The organism is bacterium, from assembly GCA_008933615.1.
Lineage (GTDB): Bacteria > CLD3 > CLD3 > SB21 > SB21 > SB21.
Map to the genome: position 1 here is coordinate 45,685 of WBUR01000024.1, position 18,995 is coordinate 64,679.

The following is an 18,995-nucleotide window of genomic DNA, read 5'->3' on the forward strand; positions in this document are numbered from 1 at the left end:
AGTGGTACAGAGTGTTTCAATAGACAATGCGCCTGTTTTTAAAACTTGGCACATCTATATTGCCTTGGTTGTCGTGAATATGTTGTTAATTTACGCAGACAGCCAGTTGGTTATGACGAGAGACGTATACTACAACATACTTTCAGACCAAATGGAATATTCTCGGATCGACCAAGTCTACGAGGCAGTAAAAGGTTATTCCATATGGGGATATTTGTTCGTCCCGCTGATATTGTGGCTCAGAATTGCCTTTGTGGTTTTGATGACACAGTTTCCATTCATTCTTCGAGATATCGATATCCCATTTAAGCAAGTATTTAGAGCAGGATGCTTTGGATTGCTTTTCCTCGCAGTTGGATCGATGTTGAGGATCATCTATCTTTCTTCTTTGCCTAGCGATCAAGTAGATAAAACGATATTGACTTTTGTTCCATTTTCCATTGCACAGTTTCTGGATGCAGAAGCTTATGGAACGACAGCATTTGCGGTCTTAAGTAGCTTCAACATTTTTGAGTTATTGTGGATTTTAATGATTTCAAAAGGTGTAGCTTCGAGTGGAAAGGTGAACAAAGGCGATGCTATATTGGTAACGAGTTTCATTTGGGTAATAATATTGGTATTTCAATGGGGATTAGGAATTTCTTTAGAAAAGATCAATGGATAGCAAGGCTCACCATCTCCTTTGTTTTCATGGCCTCTGCCATAATGAAGTTGGCAGATTTTGAGGATTCCATTGATTTGATTCAGGAGATGTTTGATTTGCAACATCATAATGCACGCTTGTTGTTGGCCATTAGTATTTTATTTGAAATCATGATGGCTATGCTTGTTGTAGTAAGACATTTCCAGAGTTCAGAAACTTACTTGATTCTAATCTTGGCAATAAGTTTATTTATTGTTATTAATGGATGGCAAATTTATACACAGCAAGAAAACTGCGGTTGCTTTGGCACGATGGTTCAAATGAGTCCAGTCGTGACGTTAGCAAAAAATTGTTTTCTCCTTTTCCTAGCAGTAAGCATCAGAAAAAAAATGTCCGGGAGGAATAGTGCTTAAGAATTTATTAACATTATCCGTTGGTTGTGTTTTCGCCATCTTGTTGATATGGCTGATAGTCAGATTGCTAACTTCCGAAGTGATGGCTGTCGGGTCGGAGCTTCCGAACATGAAGTACGTGAACGAAATGGGCCAGTTGGATTCACTGAAAAAGGATGAAAAGGTCAATACTATTGTGTGCCTTTTTAGGAGCGATTGTGAGCATTGCGAATATCAGCTCGACGTTTTTAACAAGTGTATTGATTCACTAAAGAACACTCGCATGATTCTCATGACTGGTGAATCGGATGAGGTTCTTGCCCGAATTAGAGCTAAATACGGAAATTTATCACAGGTAAACAAGGTGAGTTGGGGTAGTGTTCGTTTAGAAGAATTTATAAAACTTTTTGGACGAAAAAACACGCCAGCCATTTTTGTATTTAACTTAAAGTCAAAATTAGTTGCTAAGTTTCTAGGAGAAGTGAAAATCGTAACATTGATCAAATATTGTCAATAAAAATTTGTGTTCCGGAACACAAGGCGCAGTTTAATTAAAGCTCTTACTGCGGGGGCGTATTTTTAGTACTTTAGTTGGAGGATGAAAAATGAAAGAGTTATCGATTGAAGAAATGGAGCAAATTTCAGGCGGCGAAACCAATATCAATTGGGATGGAGTAGCGTGTGTTGGATTTGGTGTTGGTTTGAGCGCTGCGGCAGGTGCAGTTGCTGGACCTTGGGGTGCAGCCCTTATGGGCTTTGCATATGGCTCCCTAGCTTATTGCCCTCCAGTTACTTATGACAATACCAGATGTGCTACAATCGGCGGTTATTGTTAAGATACATTCAATTCCATGTGACTAGGGAAGGCAAAATTGGCTTGCCCTAGCCATTATATATGATCTATGAATTTTTTTATATATTTGATATCTAGAAAAATTGTGGCTTCGAATAGGTCCATAAGTAGGATAATAATAAACGTTTTCCTATTTGTGATATTTTTTGTTGTAGCTACATTTCTATACAAATTCTTTGCTCAACTTAATGACATTCAGTTGCAACTTACAAATGCGAAAGATTTCTTTTTTTTATTGTCATTGTTATCTTATTTTCCATTTTTCAAATTTGGACTTGATGATCATAGGGTACTTTTTTTATTTCCCATCAATAGGACATGGATTGCTATATTGTCCATTATTTCGGAGTTTTTCAAACTTAGAATTTTAATCCAATCAATCTTTTCGCTATTTTTACTGTTAACCTATTCTGAAGCTATTCATACACAACCACAGTCTTTTCTTTTGTTTTCGATATTTCTCTTCGTCCTGACTACATTTTTTATTGTTACCAAGCTGTCCATGTCTCGAGGTCAGATGAAGTGGTCTGGAATTTTCAATATCGTTTTGATTTGCGGTGTCGTGTTCCTGAATTATGTGATTCTGTCATATTCTGTTATTGTTTTATACATCATATTAAGCCTTTGGATCCTTATTAATGTGTTTATTTTGAGAAAACAAATTAGAGACCAACGCATCATTCGTGATCAGTCAGCAAACATTTTGCTGATAAGCAGTTTGTTTTGGAGGATTTTTAAAAAGAACATGTTAGTTAGCAAGGAACTGCTCCTTCTTTTAAGAAGTGTTCGTGGATTTGAACTAGTTGTTCATAGTACGATTCTTTTCATGTTGATTTTTGCAATTTCTTTTTATTTTCCGAAGCTCACACCCGTACATTGGTTTTTTGGATTTTTGTCTACAGGAATAATCATGGCGGAATATTTTCAATATTGCTTTTCATGGGATTACGACGCGCTGGGAAAAGTTCGTCTATTACCAATCTCAAACATGGTTATTGTGTATTCAAAATTAGTTACGGCACGTCTCATATACGTCTATATTAATTGCATGGCAATCCCTTTTAGTATCGGACACTACAACTTAATAGCAACTATTACGGTTGTGATTTTTAATATCACAATTCTGCCTCATGTTAACTTGTTATTTTCTTACGTTTCATATCAAAAGGTGTGGGTCAATAAGAGTACCTACAACCTTAAATACTATAAAAGACCGATTAAACTTCTTATTGTTTTATTTTTTCTTCTTTTTACAGAGTTTCTGTTTCTTATTTTTTCAACTATATCTTCAGAATTTCAATTGTGGGGCTGCTTGTTTGTTGGTGGAATTGCGATTCTAGTCTTGATTGGGGACAACATCCTTGTGAGATGGCACTCTAGTTATTATCAATTGTGGCTTAAGAACAATGAAAGGTGGAGCAATGCCGAAATTAGATTCTGATGTTTTAGTGATAAATGACCTTGTTGTTGACAGAGGTGCCGTATTTGAGTTACAAATTGCGAGTCTAAAACTAAAAGGCGGTGAAATTCTCGGTGTTGTGGGCAACAATGGTGCTGGCAAAACCACACTTCTCTTGTCCATTCTCGAATTTCTTGACCGGGAGAAAGGTGAATTGAGGTTGTTTGACAAAACTTGGAATGAAGATGAGATTTTCATTAAAAGGAATCTCGGCGCTTACTTGGATACATCATTTCTCATTGATTATATGCAAGTGGAAGAATACTATAGTTTTATCGCATCGGTTTATGGATTGGATATGATTGCTACAAAAACCCGAATTTCTGAATTTCTAGATTCACTACCTATCGAGTTTCTGTCAAAGCAACTCATCCGCGAATTATCGGCAGGAAATTTTACTAAGGTGGGTTTGATTGGTTCGCTCATTCACAAACCGAAGCTTATATTATGGGACGAGCCATTTGCAAATCTGGATCCTTATTCGAAAAATCGATTGATGGAACTGGTACTGGAGGTCAAAGCTGAAGAGAATACTTCTTTTATCATTAGTTCTCATAACATCGAAGAAATCTACAGCATTGCCGATAGATTTCTCGTTCTTGATAAGGGCAGAACTTTGGCAGCAGAAGCAAAAGACGTTCTTTCAAGAGATGATATTAACAATCTTCTGGGGCTCAAGAGGAAGGAATATTTATCTACTACATCATTGAACCTAACTAAGAAGTTATGAACTGCGCCATTGTAGATTCTGACTCACTTACACGAGTTTCGTGTCCACTATTTGAGATGCTTCAAATTTGTCCAGAAATCACCACGGTTCAAGTCTATGCCAAATCAGCTCTATCACTCTCACCCATGACTTTAATAACGACCCGTTTTTTTCGCTGTCCGTCGAATTCGGCATAATAAATCTGCTGCCAAGGGCCGAAGTCCAGCTGGCCTTTGGTGATCGGAACGATCACTTCATGATGGATGATCAAGCTTTTTAGATGAGCGTCGCCGTTATCTTCGCCCGTGCGGTGATGCAGATAGTTCGGATTAAACGGGGCAAGTTTTTCAAGCCAGGCATCGATATCCTGTATCAAACCCGATTCAGCGTCATTGACATATACGCCCGCGGTTATGTGCATCGCGGAAACGAGCGCCATACCTTCTTCAATTCCCGATTTATGTACGGCCGCTTCGACGTCTTGCGTGATGTTGATATAGTCGCGCCTGTTCTTGGTATTAAACCATAGGTATTCTGTAAACGACTTCATAGCAATCTTTCCTTACGCAGCCGATGGCGCTACTCGATCATCATTCCGATGCGTGACCACCGTATGTCGAAGTTATCGTCAGAAGCGGTGGACCAGTACACCATGAGCGCTTTTCCTATGACATACTCGCGCGGAACAAATCCCCATTGACGGCTGTCGTAGCTGCGATCGCGGTTGTCGCCCATTGCGAAGAGTGTACCTTCAGGAACCTTTACCGGGCCGTAGTTATCACGGCTGCCTGCGTTTTTTGGAAATACGGTTTCATACCCTTTGTCGCGCGGAATGATGTCGGGGTCTTCATATTTTAATCCCGGCGGATCAACGATGTCGCTGAGCGGCGCGCCGTCAACATAGACAATTTTGTTTTTGATCTCAACCGTCTGCCCTGCAACGGCGACGCACCGTTTGATGTAATCGACCAGAGGATCGGGCGGAAATTTGAAAACGATTACATCGCCGGAACGCGGTTCACGTAATGCGGGCAATTGATACTGCGGAATTTTTATTTCCGTAAACGGGATTTTGTCGGGTGTTTTCGCTCCGTACACAAATTTATTAACCAACAGGAGGTCGCCAACTAGCAGCGTGTTTTCCATGGATCCGGTTGGAATTTTAAATGCCTGGAGAAAAAAAATCCGTATGATATATGCAAAAAGAAGGGCGTACAAGGCAATCTGAAAGAGCTCAAGCGTTTTGCTTTTTTCTTTTTTTGAAGCCTCTGCGATGGAAGGTTTGTCCGGCGGGGAAGTTTCTTCCGAATTCATAGGCAAAACCAGGCTGCTATCAGGCAGTTCGTTAATAGACATAAAATTTATCTGATGATTGTTCCAATACGTTTCCAGTTCACTTTGGAAAGATTAAGCGTACTGAATAATTTAAGAATATAGTTGGTCTGTTTGGCGGCTTCTACATTGGACCAGTAAATGAATAGTCCCTCGCCGGCGACATGATCGCGCGGAACCGGGCCCCAAAAACGGCTGTCCAAACTATTGTCGCGATTATCGCCCATCATAAAATAATAATCCTGGCCGACTTCATACGAGTCCGCTTTGATTCCGTCCACATAGTATCCGTCGGCGCGCCGTTCAAATTGTTTATGGTCGCGCAGCGCGAGGTATTTAATAAAGTCGTCGTTATTTGGAGAGATCGTGATCAAATCTCCCTTCGCTGGAATACGCAGAGGCCCGAAGTTCTCGCCCGTTCCCATTGTTTTTGGAAATACGTCGCTCGTGGCGCCGGAATTTGGATCGTAAGGGTAATAATGGATTCCAGGAAAATCAAAACTTTCAGAAAACAATTTCCCGTCCACATATAATTCTTTATTTTTTATTTCCAGTGTTTGTCCTGCCGCCGCGACGCATCGTTTTATATAATCTAACCCCAGCTGGCCTTCCATATTGGCCAGTTCCGGATGAGGAAACCGAAACACAACCACGTCTCCTTGTTCAGGTTCCTTGAACGATGGAAACCGGTAACGCGGCAGCTGAATGCCCGTGAAAGGAATGTTTTCCGGCGTCTGAGCGCCGTAGACGCACTTATTTACAAATATAAAATCGCCTACCAGCAGAGTGCTGACCATGGAACTCGTTGGAATAGTGAATGCCTGCAGAAAGAATGTTTGCACAAAATAGAAAACACCCAACGCCCACGCAAACGATTTTACGGATTCCGTCGTTTTTTCTTTGAAGGTTTGTTCTTTTTTTATTTCCTGCTGTTGAGCACGGAGCGCTGCGGTTTTAGAGTTCTTGTCTTTTAACTGGTCTTTTATCATAAAATATTACCCTTTTAAATACAATGGAAAACGCGGCTTAGTTACATAAATTCAGATGAAGAAACAAGTTTTATTTCTGCCTTAGTTTGTTTTTGATCTTGTCGGCGATAAACGGGGGAACAAATGATTGTATGTCGCCTCCGAACGACGCTACTTCCTTAACAATACTTGAATTCAAATAAGTATATTTTTCTCCCGGCATCATTAAGATGGTGACGACTTCCTGCGCCAAACGGCGATTGACATGCGCCATTTGAAGTTCGTATTCGAAATCGGATATGACGCGAAGTCCGCGAATCAGCGCTTTTGCCTGACGATCCTTGGCGAACTGTACCAGTAAACCGTCAAAACTTTCGCAGGTCACATTCGGCCAAGATTTAACGGCTTCGCGGATCATATCCTCTCGTTCCTCCGCGGTAAATAACGGCGTCTTTTTCGGGTTTTTTGCTACAGTTACAATGACACGGTCAAAGAGCGCCGCTGCGCGTTCGATAATGTCAATGTGACCGAACGTCAAAGGATCAAAAGTTCCGGGGTACAATGCTGTTTTCATATAAACCTTATACGTTTTTCAATAAAATTGTTACAAGCGATTCGCCCCATTTTCTCTGCTTATATAATGAAAAATCCTTGAAAGTTTCGAATGGAACAAACGGTTCGCCCGGCGCCGTCTCTATGACCAGTACGCCGTGAGGATTCATGCAATCAAACTTTATGATCTTTTCAATAAGAACGTTGCCGATTCTCTGTTCATAAGGCGGGTCAGCTAAAATGATATCGAATTTTTTACCCTTCTCCAAGAAACTGAGTGCGTCAGCCTGTACCACCTGAACGGTATTTCCCAGATTGGTTATCGCAATGTTCTTATTAATGATCGTGATCGCGCGCGGCGCTAGTTCAACAAACGTCACATCGGAACTGCCCCGGCTAAGCGCTTCAATACCCAAGCTGCCGGTTCCTGAAAACAAATCGCAAACGGAACATTGTGAAATATCTTTTAAATTAGCGAGGCAATTGTAAATGAATTCTTTGACGATGTCTTTGGTAGGACGAACAAATTCGACGTTTAAATCGGATAAAATCAAACCGCGGCGTTGTCCTGCGATGATGCGCATAATTAGCTCAGCCTTCGCCGAGAATTATTTACCATCCGTTGCAGCGGTGTCTGAAACGGTCGTAGGAATCAAGACATTGTAATCGAAGAGAATCACATCCGGCTTCATCTTCTTTATATCTTTTTGCCTGGGGTCTCTAAGAGCGAAAGTTATTTCATATCTGGTCATTTCAATATTCAGGCTCAGCTTCGACAGGGTCGTTGCGAATTTCAAAAAATTTTCCATTTGGCCCGTTAATTTACATTGGACGCTATGTTTCCCCATGATAACGCCTTTTGACTCTTTTGATTTCCCCGTATCGTCGGCTTGTAAAGCATCGGATAAAGCAAGCAGCTTGATTTTCTTTTTCGCTTTTTCCAAAGGAATATAAACGGTGTTAATGGTGTCGGTTTCGGCCCCGGTGGTTAAACGCAAAGTTCCCGAAAGGGAACGTTTGAATCTGAATCCGGCTATTCTCGAATCGCGCTCAATTTTTTCAGGACGGGTTTCATCAATCGTTTTAGAGTTCAGATAGGCATTCGTAAATTCGATGACTTCCTTTTCGGTCTTTCCATAAAAATCGATTGCATAATCGTTGCCGTCGAGGGTAAATTCAGAAACAAATATTGCGGGTTTACTCAGTCTCAGAGCGTTCAGATGGGTCAGAAATTGAATGTCCCTGGTTTGCTGCCGGATGGTATTTGCCATATACAACTGCCGAATTTTTTCCCGGCGCTGTTCTTCTACCATTTCCGGAGACGGCGCTTCTTCCACTGGCGGCAGTAAATTCAACGGGCCGGTATATTGTTCTACCCAATTTACCACCGTGTAACGCTCCATAATCAAGAATATACCGCCTGCGATAATGGCGATAAAAAGGATAGTCAATTTCATAACCCGCGCGCCGCCCTTTTTTGCTGCGGAACGAAAGGTCTGGCCTGTCGGGTCATCTTTTTTGGGGGCAGATTCACGAGCAACAGGGGTTGATAATTGGTTATGCAAGAGATTGATCTTTATCATGTTCTTATGCTGTTAAGATTTTAATAGCGGCACCGACGCATTCGGCGAAAGGAGAATAATCCGGCGGCGGCACTTCTTCTTTCGGCTCAACTTCCGAATCGTCTTCATTCTTATTCGCCGTTGACTCTTCATTGGCAAACGGTTTAGGTATTTGTATTTTTGCAAAAGGATTAATAGCCGATGGATTAAATCGGGCATCAACAAAAGGAAGAGCGGATGCGGCAAATTCATTGCATAGGATCACGCGGCCCAGCGCAAGGTTTTTTTGCGAGCTTTGGTTATATACTTCCATCGCATTATCCAGATGCCTGTTAAGCAAGGACGCGATCTTTTGAGGAGAACTTTTTGAAGTCGTGGTGAATTGATAAACGTGTTCAACCTCGTAATCGTCACAAAGCAGGATGGTGGTGGCGCCGGGCTTGAGTTCAACCAGCGCAGTCATTCCTCCCGGATAACGGTCATAATTCATTTCATACACCGCGTGAGAACATAGTATATCCACATCGATACCGGCCAAATTAATCTTAACCTTTTCCAGAACTTGACTCAGTGTCTCAACAAAACGACGCCGGATCCCAACGATTAAAACGGGATCGAGTTTGGATTCATCGGAGATAGAGCGGAGGTTGGCCGTGTTGACGATGAATTGATCGACCTCATCGAGGATTTGTTTTCCGATTTCCCACTTGACAAAACTCTCGAATTCATCTTCCGTACAATTCGCCTCCACATACGTTTTGTGAATGGTCGTCAGCTGGGTGTTGATGCTGAGGTTAAAACGTTTGGCTTGTATGGCATTATCTTCAATGCCGCCGTTGATATAGGAATAAAGATCGGAAACGTTCTTTTCAACACCTTCGATCCCGGATCCGAATTTCATAGTGGTCGGTATCATACCGAATTTACTTGCGTAAAATTCGGAATCGCCTTTTTCCACTTCTGCGAAATAAATGTGCTGGCCTCTTAAGCTGATGCCAAGCGCGGTATTCTCGTAAAGCGCCTTTTTTTCTGAAAATTCGCGGTCAATCTCGTCATGATCGAGAATGCCCCGATCGCTTTGTACATTTAGAGTGCTCATTCATTCACCGTGTTAGATGGTAAGTTACAGCGCAAGCTCTGCTTTTTCATCCCAGCTGATCTCTCCTTCGATGACCGCGCCAATCTTTTCAATGTCTTTTTCATCTTTGGACGGTTTGATATTGAATGTCTTTCGCCCGGATTTGGTTGTGAGTTCAAGAATGAATTTCTCGCCGGTATACGGATTGTAGCTCAAAGAATCTAAGTATATTTTCTTGAATTCTCCCAAGGATTTTCCGCCGAGCGTCTCGTGATTTTCTTCAAACCGCATATAGGCGTTGTACAAAGGCTGGAACAGAGAGTCCGGAAGTATCTCCGGTTTGGCCTGTTTTGCAAAATCAATCAGCTTATCAATATCGGATGTAAACGACGTGTCCGTATATAAAGTCAAATACTCAAGCTGGAACAGCATTTTGATCTTTGCTTTGGTTAGTTTGTGATAGTTTTTCTGGATCTGTTTTTCTTTGGCCGGCCCTAAAATTGACCAAATCAAAACCAAGGTCATCAGTACAATACCGATTTTTAGAAAAATGTTTCCTTGAGCTTTGGGTCTTAAATTGCTGTCTGATTTCTTCTCAACTTGCTTTTCCTCTGACATAAATCCTCCGTAAACTGATGTTTATTGAATTTCAACAAATGGTTTTATTTTTGCAAACATTTTTTTGCCGATGCCCTTAACATTCTTCAAATCGTCCACACTTCGAAAATGGCCTTTTTTGTTCCTATACTCTACTATTCGTTCCGCTATTTTTTCTCCAACGCCCGGAAGCCCGCTTAATTCGGCCGCCGTGGCCTCATTGATATTGATTTGTTTGACGGGCGCATCCTGTACCTGCAAAAAAAACGAATCTATAGATTCCCGTCCAGCGCCCAATGCCAGTAATTTTTTCAGCGAATCCGCCTGCCGGCTCCATCGGTTAAACGAAACTGAGTCTCCGTTAAAAAGGGCAATCAATGAATCTTTTTCATTCCGGCTTAAAGCAGAATCATTAAAAATCCGTTCTGATAAATTCTTAAAGGAATCTGGCGTACTCTCGTTTTGAGCCTTCACTTCATGGGCGGAGACATACGTGCGAACGTAAGGGATCGCCGCACCGATAACGGAAAGAACGGCAAGCAAGAGTACTACATAAGTTTCCTGCCTCGTTAGTCCAAACAACAAAAAAAAACGGTACAGCGGCTCTGAAATTTTTTTAAAGAACATGGTTTTACGTTTTATCCGGCAAACGCTTCTTTCACTTTTTTGAAAAATCCTTTATCCGTATTTGAAGAAGGCGAGAGGTTTTCGCAATCCGTCAGTTCACGTATAATCTTTTTCTCACGTTCGGTCAAATGGGTCGGCGTATATACCATCACGCGAACCAACTGATCCCCGGAACCGGATCCATTTAAATGCGGAATACCTTTGCTGCGCATACGTAAAATCTTACCTGATTGAATGCCGGACGGGATCGTCAGTTTCGCCTTTCCCGACAGGGTCGGTATTTCGATTTCATCGCCGAGCACGGCCTGCGGAAAACTAATGGGAAGATCGAGTAGAACGTCATCGCCATGGCGTTCGAAAAGTTCATCTTCAAGTTCTTCCATAATGACAATCACATCTCCGGCTTGCCCGCCGCGAGGGGCGGCATGGCCTTGTCCGCGCAACGGAATATAATTGCCCGTGGTCACGCCCGGCGGAACTTTGACGTTGATAACGGTTTCCCCGATCATTACGCCGTCCCCATGACAGGCCGTACACGGTTTCTCAACGACCGTTCCTTGGCCTTCGCAGTTTTTGCAAACCGTTACGTTGACAAATTGCCCGAATATCGAGCGCGAGACTTGTTTGACCTGACCGGAGCCGTGACAAAGAGAGCATGTTTTTCGTTTACTCCCGGGCGCTGCGCCGTTGCCGCCGCAGGTGGAACATTCTTTGTTTTTGCGTAATTTTATCTTTTTAGTAACGCCTTCGGCAATTTCCTGAATTGTCAACTTCAGTTTGACTTCCAGATCGGCTCCGCGCTTCGGACGGGAAGAGTGTCCGCCGCCGAATGAGTCGCCGAATCCAAAACCCTGAAATATATCGCTGAAATGCGAGAAAATGTCATTGATGTCGTCAAATCCCTGCTGACCCATACCGCGAAGTCCTTCATGGCCGTAACGGTCATAGTTCGCGCGCTTTTGATCATCGCTCAATACAGAATAGGCTTCTGCTATTTCCTTAAATTTTTCCTCGGAAACTTTATCGCCCGGATTTTTATCGGGATGATACTGCATGGCCAATTTTCGGTACGATTTTTTGATATCGTCCAAAGATGCGGTTTTACTCACTCCGAGAATTTCGTAATAATCGCGTTTGGTCATAAATGAATTAATCTCTCCCAAAAAAATCGTATTGGTTCAAAGGCTGGTGAATATATGAATTGAGTCAATATTAAGCAATACAATTTACATTGAGCCAAAACCGAGATTGCAGATCCGCCTGGAGTTCCGGCACTGCCGGATGCAGCCTAAATTCAGAATTTGCAACCTGATGTTAAAGTCCTAAGGCATCTGAATTGTTCTGCAATGCTTTGATTACAAACCCGATATGTTCGTCCAGATCAACCAGTAATTCGACAGCTCCACGCGTAATATCTTCGCGATTTACTTTAGCGGCAAAGGCTTTATCCTTCATTTTCTTTCGTACGGATTTAACCTCCACTTCTTTCACGCTTCTGGACGGGCGCACATACGAAACGGCCGTAATGAAACCGCATAATTCATCGCATGCGAATAACGTTTTCTCAAGCAGCGAATCCCGCGTGACGCCCGTATAGTCGGCATGCGACATGATCGCGCGCCGTATATCGTCCGCATAACCTTTTTCTTTAAGAATAGAATTTCCTTTGTACGGATGGCCGTCCGGATCAACGGGATCGGGGAACCTCTCGTAATCAAAATCGTGGAGCAGCGCCGTTATGCCCCACTTTTCTTCATCCTCACCGAACTTTTTGGCATAGGCGCGAACGGCCGTTTCTACCGCCAGCGCGTGTTTGCGTAAACTTTCGCCTTTCGTGTATTCACATAGTAATTGCCAAGCATCGTCGCGTGTCATACTATTCCTTTTGTTAATGAGGCAAATTCAAATAAAAATTTTATTGCTTGCCATTGAATTATATAAGAAGTTTAGAGTATGATGGCCGATATAATACTCGTCATTCATTTGCTGTATGTGAGCTTCGTCATCGGCGGTTTAGGCGCGATTTGGATCGGCGCTTGTTTCCGATGGCAGTGGATTAGGAATTTTTGGTTCCGGATGATTCATCTGGTTGCCATCGCCTTAGTTGCAATAGAATCGATCTTCGGCGTCGTGTGTCCGCTCACCGAATGGGAAAATAGATTACGCCAATCAAGCGGCGGTTATCAAACCAGTTTCATGCAGCACTGGATACACAAGATCTTATTCTATCACGCCGCAGAAGAAGTGTTCACGGTCATATATGTTCTATTTACTCTGCTCGTTACAGCGTCGCTTTTTTTTGTCAGGCCCGCAAAGCCGTAGTTATCGTGCGTTGATTATGTTGAATCCCGCCGCTTTTTTTAACCGGTTCATCACCGCCAATCCAAATCCATCTTCAGGAAGCGATTCGATTAATATAAGCTCTATTTTCTTATCGTCCATGCGGCGCAGCACGCGAAATAGATTTTTTGCAATCTGTTGTGCGGAGGAGCCGATGAATACGTTGGATACGTTTCTAAAAATACGATTACGATCGGTAACTAAAACGGCAATGTTTTTTGCGGCCGAGCGATGCACGATGGATCGGACTTTTTTTTCAACGGCTTCAGTATTTCCCCTTATTATTTTTAATTTTGCTTTCGGCGCGTAATGCCGGTATTTCATTCCCGGTGATGTAACGGAGACAATTTTTCTGTTCGATCTTACTGTAGGATGCAGGGTAACGTTTCCGATAATTTTTCTAATTTCATTCTGTGTGATTTTTCCTGGCCGCAAAATCACCGGAACTTTTTTTGTCAGGTCTATGACGGTTGATTCTAAACCTACCAGAGTAGGACCGCCGTCGATAACGCAGGCTATACGGCTATTCAAATCATGAATAACATGCGCGGCATCGGTCGGACTGGGTTTGCCGGAACAATTAGCCGAAGGGGCGGCCAGCGGAAATCCGCATCCGCGGATGAGTTCGCGCGCAATTTTATGTTTTGGCAATCGAATAGCGACCGTGTTTAATCCTGCAGAAATTTCCGAAGGAACCACATCTGATTTTTTGAATACAATCGTCAATGGCCCCGGCCAAAATTTCCTGATCAATTTTTCTGCGCTTGGGGGTACCGACTTTGCGAGCGCGTAAAGCTGTTTTTTATCGGCAATGTGAATGATCAACGGATTGTCTGACGGCCGTCCTTTGGCCTTGAATATCTTCCGAATCGCTTTCGACGATAAGGCATTGGCCCCGAGCCCGTACACCGTTTCAGTCGGAAAAGCTACCAGTTCGCCTTGTTGCAAATAAGCGGCGGCCTGTCGAATTAATCGGGGTTCAGGAACTTTTGAGTCTATGGTAAGAATAACGGTTTTCATATAATCAAAAATAAGAAACAAAACTTTGCAGTGGTGAAATAACTTGATTGTAACTCGGGCCGATTTTTGATTACACTTTATTTCGGGCGAACTTTGACTATGACCAGCGTAATGTCGTCATGTTGTTCCGCATTCCTGCAAAACGCGCCCACTTCGGATACGATCTTGTTCAAGAGATCTTGTGATGACAGATTTGTGTTGGATTGTACCATGTCGTACAGTTTGTCATCGCCAAATTCTTCCTGCTTTGTATTCATAGCCTCGGTGATACCGTCCGTATAGAATATGAATGAATTGTCCTCGTCCAGTTTTTCAATTTGTTCGTCCAGGTTATCTTCAAATTTTTCTCCGGTAACGAGCCCAACGCCAATTCCTTTACATTGGATCAGTTTCAATTTACCGTGATGGAGAGCGATAACGGGGTTATGGCCGGCTCTGCAGATCGTGATTGTTTTTTTATAAGTATCGACCAGCGCAAGAATGATGGTAACGAAAGATTGTCTTTCCATTCCGTGGTACATCCATTTGTTCACTTCAATAAGAATTTGCCTCGGAGACGAATAGAGACGGCTTGCGATTTGGATCATACCCTGAATCTTGGACATATACAGAGCGGCTGAGACGCCTTTTCCGGAAACGTCCCCGACGGCAATCAGCAAGCGGCCGTCATCCAGAGGAATATAATCAAAATAATCCCCGCCAACGGACAACGCAGGTATCGAAACGCCAGCGATGTCAAGAGTTGGAATATCGGGGCTTTTGCTCGGCAATAGCGACTGTTGGATGCGGCGTCCGACATTGAGTTCGTTTTCCAGTTTTGCTTTTTCCAATTCCTCTTTTAAAAGGCGCGCGTTCTCAATAGCGATGCCGGCCTGGTTGGCCAGGGTTGTCAATAAATCAATATCTTCTTGCGAAAACGGTTTTTCAGAGAGTTTAGGTCCCATAAAAAGAACGCCGACGAGTTTTTCTTTTTTGAACATCGGTACGGAGAGAACGATATTCGATTCACGGATCGTATTTTTTTCGTCGTCAGGAATATTTAATTCGGATAGAGCGACGGTATAGAGCGACTGTGCTTTTTGCGTACGTGTCAGAATCCCAATAAGCCCGTTCTTGCGGTTGAGTATTTCGCAGTGGCCTTTGGTAATGCCTCGCTGAACATAATTAACAGGCTCTTCTTTTTCCGCCATGTACAAAGTGATGGCCATTGATTCAATGTGCATGGTCTCCACCACGGTATAAATAACTTTTTGAAGAATCTGGTCAAGTTGTGTAAGGCCCGGCAAATCTTGAGAAAAACGAAGTAATGCTTTTTGATAATTATACCGTTCTCTGAAGAACCGCTTATCAACCACCTCCTGGATTCGCTCTTTTACGGGCGCAAATACGAAAGCAACAACAAGTAATATCCCGAATTGTAAAACCGGGCTATTGGCGCCGTAACCCGTCCAGTTTTGAATAACATAGCCTGCCAGGAATAATATAACAAGATACGTCAAGGCCAGGCTGGCCGTCGCCGACGCATAAACTAAACTTTGCTTAATAATCAACTCCGTATCCATCGTACGGTACCGAAATATCGAATAGCCGAAGGAAAGCGGAATCAACACAACGATAAGTACAGGAAAAAGAAATTCAGGATAATTAATGAATATCGCCTGAAAGTAAAACGGGATTAAAAACAAATAGATGAATCCCGTGAATCCGATTGCAGTGCCGACTAAAATACTTTTAAACGGCTTGCGTTCTTTCTGATCTTTTAGATTAAAATAGCTATGACAAAATACGCCAAAACCAATTCCCATCATGGAAAACATAATGCTGATGGCCACTCCTCCGTTGTTTAAAAAGAAAAGCAATACGGTATTGAGAATAGAAAAAACGTAGATCGACGGTACAACCCATCGTCGCTTTTTTATGGTCAGTTTCTCACGGGGAAACCATAAAAAGAAATGAATGAAATAAGCCGGAAACATGGCAAATCCGACTATCGCGTTGATCAGCCAAAAAAAATTGCCCTGATATCCGGGGCCAAAAACCGTGCCTATGACCACGAACATCAATGCGCCGGTGGTAGACATCTTGAAGAATAATCGGGGTATCCAGTCGCCCGGCCGTGTATGGCCGACGATCCAGCCGATAAAGAGAAAACCAAACCCCAGCATGGCCAGGGACAAATAAACCGGATTGTAAGATTTGACGATCTGCAAAGGCATTTTCATAATGTCGCCCTTACGCGATATCGTGTAATAGACGGTATCTTGAGGCGTAGCGATATTCAGAATTCTCTGGGCTTGTTGATCGCTGCGAATCGTAGAATCATTGATAGCTAAAAGAATATCTCCGTCCTTTATACCTGCCCGGTCGGTGACGCCGCCTTCCAGAATAGTTCGAATGGCAAGCACATCTTTCCCGTCGATTTTTTCACGAACCCAGACGCATTGATCATTGGAAAATATCTTAATGAAGAAGGCATCTATGAAGAAATACAAACAGGTCAAAGTAACGTAGATTCCAACGGCCGCGAACACACGCCTGTAAAATTTTGGAGTGAAGTAATTCTTGATATTCATAACGTCATCCCTTGGTATTAAGTTTTTCATAATATTTTTTTGTGATCGCTAAAGCGTCGACGCTCGGCAAATTGGAAATACCCATTGCGTCAGAGACATAGTCTGTGTTTCGCATACCGTTTAATACGCAGGATACGCCGTCCAGTTGCGTCAAGAGCGACAGGGCAATTCGGCTCAAAGATTCTTTCGATACCGGATAGCCGGATTGATATAAGGCTTGTCGTATGGAATCCGAGCCGCTTTGCTTGGATGCGGACAAAAATCGTTCGATGCCGTCCAAAGACTGATTGATTACCTGAATAAAACGATTTTGCCAGTCGGGCCAGCGAACATTGGTTCCAAATTGCTCCTGAGCCTGACGCATCCAGTGCGTGATGGGCGGAACGATGTATTGATTCATCACACCTTCCCAGTAATCGCCCGACGGAAGATCCTTGGCTACAAATTTCAAATACGCCGCAATACCTTCACGATCCGACCCGAATGCTTCGCCTCCGAATGTAGACGCAAAAGCATCTTCCGTTTCTTTCAACGGCAACAATACTTTTTCAAGTTCCTTATCCCCGGGTTTAGATTCGCCGGGCTTGACGTAATCGGCAATGCGGTAAAGTTTATTTCCATAAAAAGCATTCAAAGGGCGATTGATCAGAACGCCGATATTTTTTTCTTTACAGAAATGCAGAGCCGTTTTACCGTTGTGCGTGGAGTACACGGCGCCTCCGGCTTCGTACAAATTCATCGGTAATTGAATGATCTTAAAATGATGATCCGGCGAAATATCTTCGGCCTGCACGAGCGCGCGTTGGACGCTGGTTCGAGCGCGGTCTTTTCCGTGAGCGCCAAAATTATTTGAACTGATTCCGTAATAACGGATTCGTCCGGTCTTGACTTGTGATTCCAGAAATTGAAAGGCGTTACGAATTCGCCGATAAAATTTATCAAGAACCATTTCAGTTATCGGATTAAGTTTCGCCGCATGATTGATAAAATACTCAGGATTATGCAGGAGATAGACGTCAATGACATCGGTTTGCATACGCCTCAAGGAACGCTCGATCTGCGTTTCAAGAAATTCCGGATGAATACAATGCCACAAGTCATCGGTATATTCGACTACTTCCGGAAATGTTCTGTGACTTGCGAGAACCATGTTTTGTCCCTGGATATAGCCGCCTTTGGTAATGAGAATGATCTTCGTGCGGTCGTAGTCTTTCAGCACTTTACCTATGAGCGTTTCGGATAAGCCGTCTCCGTAGTTGGCGCTCGTATCAATCAGATTACCGCCGATATCGAGATAATGACGGAGCGCGGATTCATGTACGGTATTGCCTTCGCTGATACGGTAGGAGCCGAATCCAATCGGATGACAAGATAATCCGGTAGAACCAAGCGGTCGATATAATGTGGATGCGTTCATTGGAAACAAAATAAGCAAAAAAAAGGGAGCAAAAAAAGGCTTATTTTGTCTACAACAAAAAAAGCGTCCCTCCCAAAGGAAAGACGCTTTTGGTAACGGAAAGAGAATTTTACATTTTTTGAACGCTGCCGGAACCGGAAACGTTGGTATTGACCTTATCAGGATTACCGGCATAGCGAATAGAGCCGCTTCCGCTGATCTTCACGTCGAGTTGCTTAGATACATTGACCTTTGCGTCGCCCGCACCGCTGATTTGAATGGTGCAATTCTCCGCGCTCAGATCCATCGCGTTGATTTTACCTGAACCGCTGATTTTGAAATTGTGATCGGAAGTTTTGCCCGAAAGATCAATGTTGCCGGATCCGGAGATGCCGCTGTTAATTTCAGTGGCCGTCACGTCCAATGTAATGTCGCCTGAACCGCTAATACCCAGTTCGAGTTCGTTTGTTTTTATCGGCGTTTCACCGACAATACTTCCAGAGCCGGATAATTTAAGCCCGGCGATCTCTTTCATGGTCACATAGACCTTGATTTTTTTGTGTGATGTGAAATATCTGTCCTCATGCTCGACATAAAGAACGCCGTTGCGTACGTTCGTTTCGATGTCTTTGATGATACCTTCCTCGGCTTCGATTCGGACTTTTTGTTCGTTTCCCTGCGTCACATATAAATCTTCACTGCCTTTGGTGACGACGGCCTTGAACGTGGAAACGGTTCTTTCTTCCGAGGTGATGCCACGCTGGGCGACAACGAAATTGCAGCTGGTCAGCATGACGAGTAATGCCGCCGCGAAAGAAAACTTTTCAGTGGTGAGAAATGTTTTCATGGTTAATCTCCTTATAAAGGTTGATGTCGTGATATGCTCCTTTATAC

The 18,995-nt window shown here is 43.1% G+C and carries 21 protein-coding genes; 6 read left to right on the forward strand and 15 right to left on the reverse strand.

The annotated features are described in order from the left end of the window. The first annotated feature begins 1 nt into the window (after window position 1). The 5 genes from F9K33_10265 to F9K33_10285 all read left to right on the forward strand — a co-directional run bounded on the left by F9K33_10265 (window position 2) and on the right by F9K33_10285 (window position 4,077). A complete protein-coding gene (locus F9K33_10265; GenBank protein ID KAB2879201.1) occupies window positions 2-664 on the forward strand; it encodes a hypothetical protein in 663 nt (220 codons plus the stop codon). Further along, window positions 601-1,056, forward strand: coding sequence for a hypothetical protein (locus tag F9K33_10270; GenBank protein KAB2879202.1), 456 nt, complete (start codon window positions 601-603; stop codon window positions 1,054-1,056). The genes F9K33_10265 and F9K33_10270 overlap by 64 nt, the downstream gene beginning before the upstream one ends. A 109-nt stretch (window positions 1,057-1,165) precedes the next feature. Next, complete coding sequence (locus F9K33_10275) at window positions 1,166-1,552, forward strand: hypothetical protein (protein KAB2879203.1); 387 nt, start codon at window positions 1,166-1,168, stop codon at window positions 1,550-1,552. An 88-nt stretch (window positions 1,553-1,640) separates the two neighbouring features. Beyond that, the gene (locus F9K33_10280; GenBank protein ID KAB2879204.1) at window positions 1,641-1,871 is read left to right on the forward strand and encodes a bacteriocin; all 231 of its coding nucleotides are present in this window, start codon (window positions 1,641-1,643) and stop codon (window positions 1,869-1,871) included. 1,423 nt (window positions 1,872-3,294) lie between these two features. Continuing rightward, entirely contained in the window at window positions 3,295-4,077 is a 783-nt protein-coding gene (locus tag F9K33_10285) for an ABC transporter ATP-binding protein (protein ID KAB2879205.1), read from the forward strand. A 94-nt stretch (window positions 4,078-4,171) separates the two neighbouring features. On the opposite strand, the gene F9K33_10290 is transcribed toward F9K33_10285, so the two are convergent. The 11 genes from F9K33_10290 to F9K33_10340 all read right to left on the reverse strand — a co-directional run bounded on the left by F9K33_10290 (window position 4,172) and on the right by F9K33_10340 (window position 12,647). Further along, entirely contained in the window at window positions 4,172-4,606 is a 435-nt protein-coding gene (locus tag F9K33_10290) for a YjbQ family protein (GenBank protein KAB2879206.1), read from the reverse strand. A gap of 29 nt (window positions 4,607-4,635) precedes the next feature. Further along, a complete protein-coding gene (lepB, locus tag F9K33_10295) occupies window positions 4,636-5,370 on the reverse strand; it encodes a signal peptidase I (protein ID KAB2879223.1) in 735 nt (244 codons plus the stop codon). 47 nt (window positions 5,371-5,417) lie between these two features. Beyond that, the gene (lepB, locus tag F9K33_10300; GenBank protein ID KAB2879207.1) at window positions 5,418-6,377 is read right to left on the reverse strand and encodes a signal peptidase I; all 960 of its coding nucleotides are present in this window, start codon (window positions 6,375-6,377) and stop codon (window positions 5,418-5,420) included. A 70-nt stretch (window positions 6,378-6,447) separates the two neighbouring features. Beyond that, window positions 6,448-6,930 carry a pantetheine-phosphate adenylyltransferase gene (gene coaD, locus F9K33_10305; GenBank protein ID KAB2879208.1) on the reverse strand — a complete coding sequence of 161 codons (483 nt, stop codon included), beginning with the start codon at window positions 6,928-6,930 and terminating at the stop codon, window positions 6,448-6,450. A 7-nt stretch (window positions 6,931-6,937) separates the two neighbouring features. Beyond that, window positions 6,938-7,492: a 16S rRNA (guanine(966)-N(2))-methyltransferase RsmD gene (gene rsmD, locus F9K33_10310; protein ID KAB2879209.1), complete on the reverse strand. Its 555-nt coding sequence runs from the start codon at window positions 7,490-7,492 to the stop codon at window positions 6,938-6,940. A gap of 24 nt (window positions 7,493-7,516) precedes the next feature. Continuing rightward, window positions 7,517-8,491 (reverse strand): hypothetical protein, encoded by a 975-nt coding sequence (locus F9K33_10315; GenBank protein KAB2879210.1) that lies wholly within the window; start codon window positions 8,489-8,491, stop codon window positions 7,517-7,519. 4 nt (window positions 8,492-8,495) lie between these two features. Continuing rightward, a complete protein-coding gene (locus F9K33_10320) occupies window positions 8,496-9,569 on the reverse strand; it encodes a hypothetical protein (protein ID KAB2879211.1) in 1,074 nt (357 codons plus the stop codon). 24 nt (window positions 9,570-9,593) lie between these two features. After that, entirely contained in the window at window positions 9,594-10,166 is a 573-nt protein-coding gene (locus F9K33_10325; protein ID KAB2879212.1) for a hypothetical protein, read from the reverse strand. Between the two features lie 21 nt (window positions 10,167-10,187). Then, window positions 10,188-10,772 carry a helix-hairpin-helix domain-containing protein gene (locus F9K33_10330; protein KAB2879213.1) on the reverse strand — a complete coding sequence of 195 codons (585 nt, stop codon included), beginning with the start codon at window positions 10,770-10,772 and terminating at the stop codon, window positions 10,188-10,190. 11 nt (window positions 10,773-10,783) lie between these two features. After that, on the reverse strand, window positions 10,784-11,914 hold the full coding sequence (gene dnaJ / locus F9K33_10335; protein KAB2879214.1) for a molecular chaperone DnaJ: 1,131 nt from the start codon (window positions 11,912-11,914) through the stop codon (window positions 10,784-10,786). 172 nt (window positions 11,915-12,086) lie between these two features. Further along, window positions 12,087-12,647, reverse strand: coding sequence for an HD domain-containing protein (locus tag F9K33_10340; protein ID KAB2879215.1), 561 nt, complete (start codon window positions 12,645-12,647; stop codon window positions 12,087-12,089). A gap of 78 nt (window positions 12,648-12,725) precedes the next feature. Between F9K33_10340 and F9K33_10345 the strand changes: the two genes are divergently transcribed. Next, window positions 12,726-13,094, forward strand: a complete 369-nt coding sequence (locus F9K33_10345; protein KAB2879216.1) for a DUF2784 domain-containing protein — start codon at window positions 12,726-12,728, stop codon at window positions 13,092-13,094. On the opposite strand, the gene F9K33_10350 is transcribed toward F9K33_10345, so the two are convergent. From F9K33_10350 to F9K33_10365, 4 genes are all read right to left on the reverse strand, one after another. Continuing rightward, window positions 13,095-14,132 (reverse strand): threonylcarbamoyl-AMP synthase, encoded by a 1,038-nt coding sequence (locus F9K33_10350; protein KAB2879217.1) that lies wholly within the window; start codon window positions 14,130-14,132, stop codon window positions 13,095-13,097. 77 nt (window positions 14,133-14,209) lie between these two features. After that, on the reverse strand, window positions 14,210-16,735 hold the full coding sequence (locus F9K33_10355; protein KAB2879218.1) for a SpoIIE family protein phosphatase: 2,526 nt from the start codon (window positions 16,733-16,735) through the stop codon (window positions 14,210-14,212). Continuing rightward, the gene (locus F9K33_10360; protein KAB2879219.1) at window positions 16,710-18,296 is read right to left on the reverse strand and encodes an aldo/keto reductase; all 1,587 of its coding nucleotides are present in this window, start codon (window positions 18,294-18,296) and stop codon (window positions 16,710-16,712) included. The genes F9K33_10355 and F9K33_10360 overlap by 26 nt, the downstream gene beginning before the upstream one ends. Beyond that, complete coding sequence (locus tag F9K33_10365) at window positions 18,232-18,948, reverse strand: DUF2807 domain-containing protein (GenBank protein KAB2879220.1); 717 nt, start codon at window positions 18,946-18,948, stop codon at window positions 18,232-18,234. Before F9K33_10365 ends, F9K33_10360 begins: the two co-directional genes overlap by 65 nt. Between the last annotated feature and the right edge of the window lie 47 nt (window positions 18,949-18,995).

What these genes read in the sequence shown, in the direction of transcription:
- lepB (KAB2879207.1), bottom strand. Translation starts at nt 6,377, where the DNA reads ATGATAAAAGACCAGTTAAAAGACAAGAACTCTAAAACCGCAGCGCTC.
- F9K33_10345 (KAB2879216.1), top strand. Translation starts at nt 12,726, where the DNA reads ATGATGGCCGATATAATACTCGTCATTCATTTGCTGTATGTGAGCTTC.
- F9K33_10280 (KAB2879204.1), top strand. Translation starts at nt 1,641, where the DNA reads ATGAAAGAGTTATCGATTGAAGAAATGGAGCAAATTTCAGGCGGCGAA.
- F9K33_10275 (KAB2879203.1), top strand. Translation starts at nt 1,166, where the DNA reads ATGAAGTACGTGAACGAAATGGGCCAGTTGGATTCACTGAAAAAGGAT.
- F9K33_10315 (KAB2879210.1), bottom strand. Translation starts at nt 8,491, where the DNA reads ATGATAAAGATCAATCTCTTGCATAACCAATTATCAACCCCTGTTGCT.
- F9K33_10330 (KAB2879213.1), bottom strand. Translation starts at nt 10,772, where the DNA reads ATGTTCTTTAAAAAAATTTCAGAGCCGCTGTACCGTTTTTTTTTGTTG.
- coaD (KAB2879208.1), bottom strand. Translation starts at nt 6,930, where the DNA reads ATGAAAACAGCATTGTACCCCGGAACTTTTGATCCTTTGACGTTCGGT.
- F9K33_10355 (KAB2879218.1), bottom strand. Translation starts at nt 16,735, where the DNA reads ATGAAAAACTTAATACCAAGGGATGACGTTATGAATATCAAGAATTAC.
- F9K33_10365 (KAB2879220.1), bottom strand. Translation starts at nt 18,948, where the DNA reads ATGAAAACATTTCTCACCACTGAAAAGTTTTCTTTCGCGGCGGCATTA.
- F9K33_10340 (KAB2879215.1), bottom strand. Translation starts at nt 12,647, where the DNA reads ATGACACGCGACGATGCTTGGCAATTACTATGTGAATACACGAAAGGC.
- F9K33_10285 (KAB2879205.1), top strand. Translation starts at nt 3,295, where the DNA reads ATGAAAGGTGGAGCAATGCCGAAATTAGATTCTGATGTTTTAGTGATA.
- lepB (KAB2879223.1), bottom strand. Translation starts at nt 5,370, where the DNA reads ATGAATTCGGAAGAAACTTCCCCGCCGGACAAACCTTCCATCGCAGAG.
- F9K33_10350 (KAB2879217.1), bottom strand. Translation starts at nt 14,132, where the DNA reads ATGAAAACCGTTATTCTTACCATAGACTCAAAAGTTCCTGAACCCCGA.
- rsmD (KAB2879209.1), bottom strand. Translation starts at nt 7,492, where the DNA reads ATGCGCATCATCGCAGGACAACGCCGCGGTTTGATTTTATCCGATTTA.
- F9K33_10290 (KAB2879206.1), bottom strand. Translation starts at nt 4,606, where the DNA reads ATGAAGTCGTTTACAGAATACCTATGGTTTAATACCAAGAACAGGCGC.
- dnaJ (KAB2879214.1), bottom strand. Translation starts at nt 11,914, where the DNA reads ATGACCAAACGCGATTATTACGAAATTCTCGGAGTGAGTAAAACCGCA.
- F9K33_10325 (KAB2879212.1), bottom strand. Translation starts at nt 10,166, where the DNA reads ATGTCAGAGGAAAAGCAAGTTGAGAAGAAATCAGACAGCAATTTAAGA.
- F9K33_10360 (KAB2879219.1), bottom strand. Translation starts at nt 18,296, where the DNA reads ATGCCGGTAATCCTGATAAGGTCAATACCAACGTTTCCGGTTCCGGCA.
- F9K33_10320 (KAB2879211.1), bottom strand. Translation starts at nt 9,569, where the DNA reads ATGAGCACTCTAAATGTACAAAGCGATCGGGGCATTCTCGATCATGAC.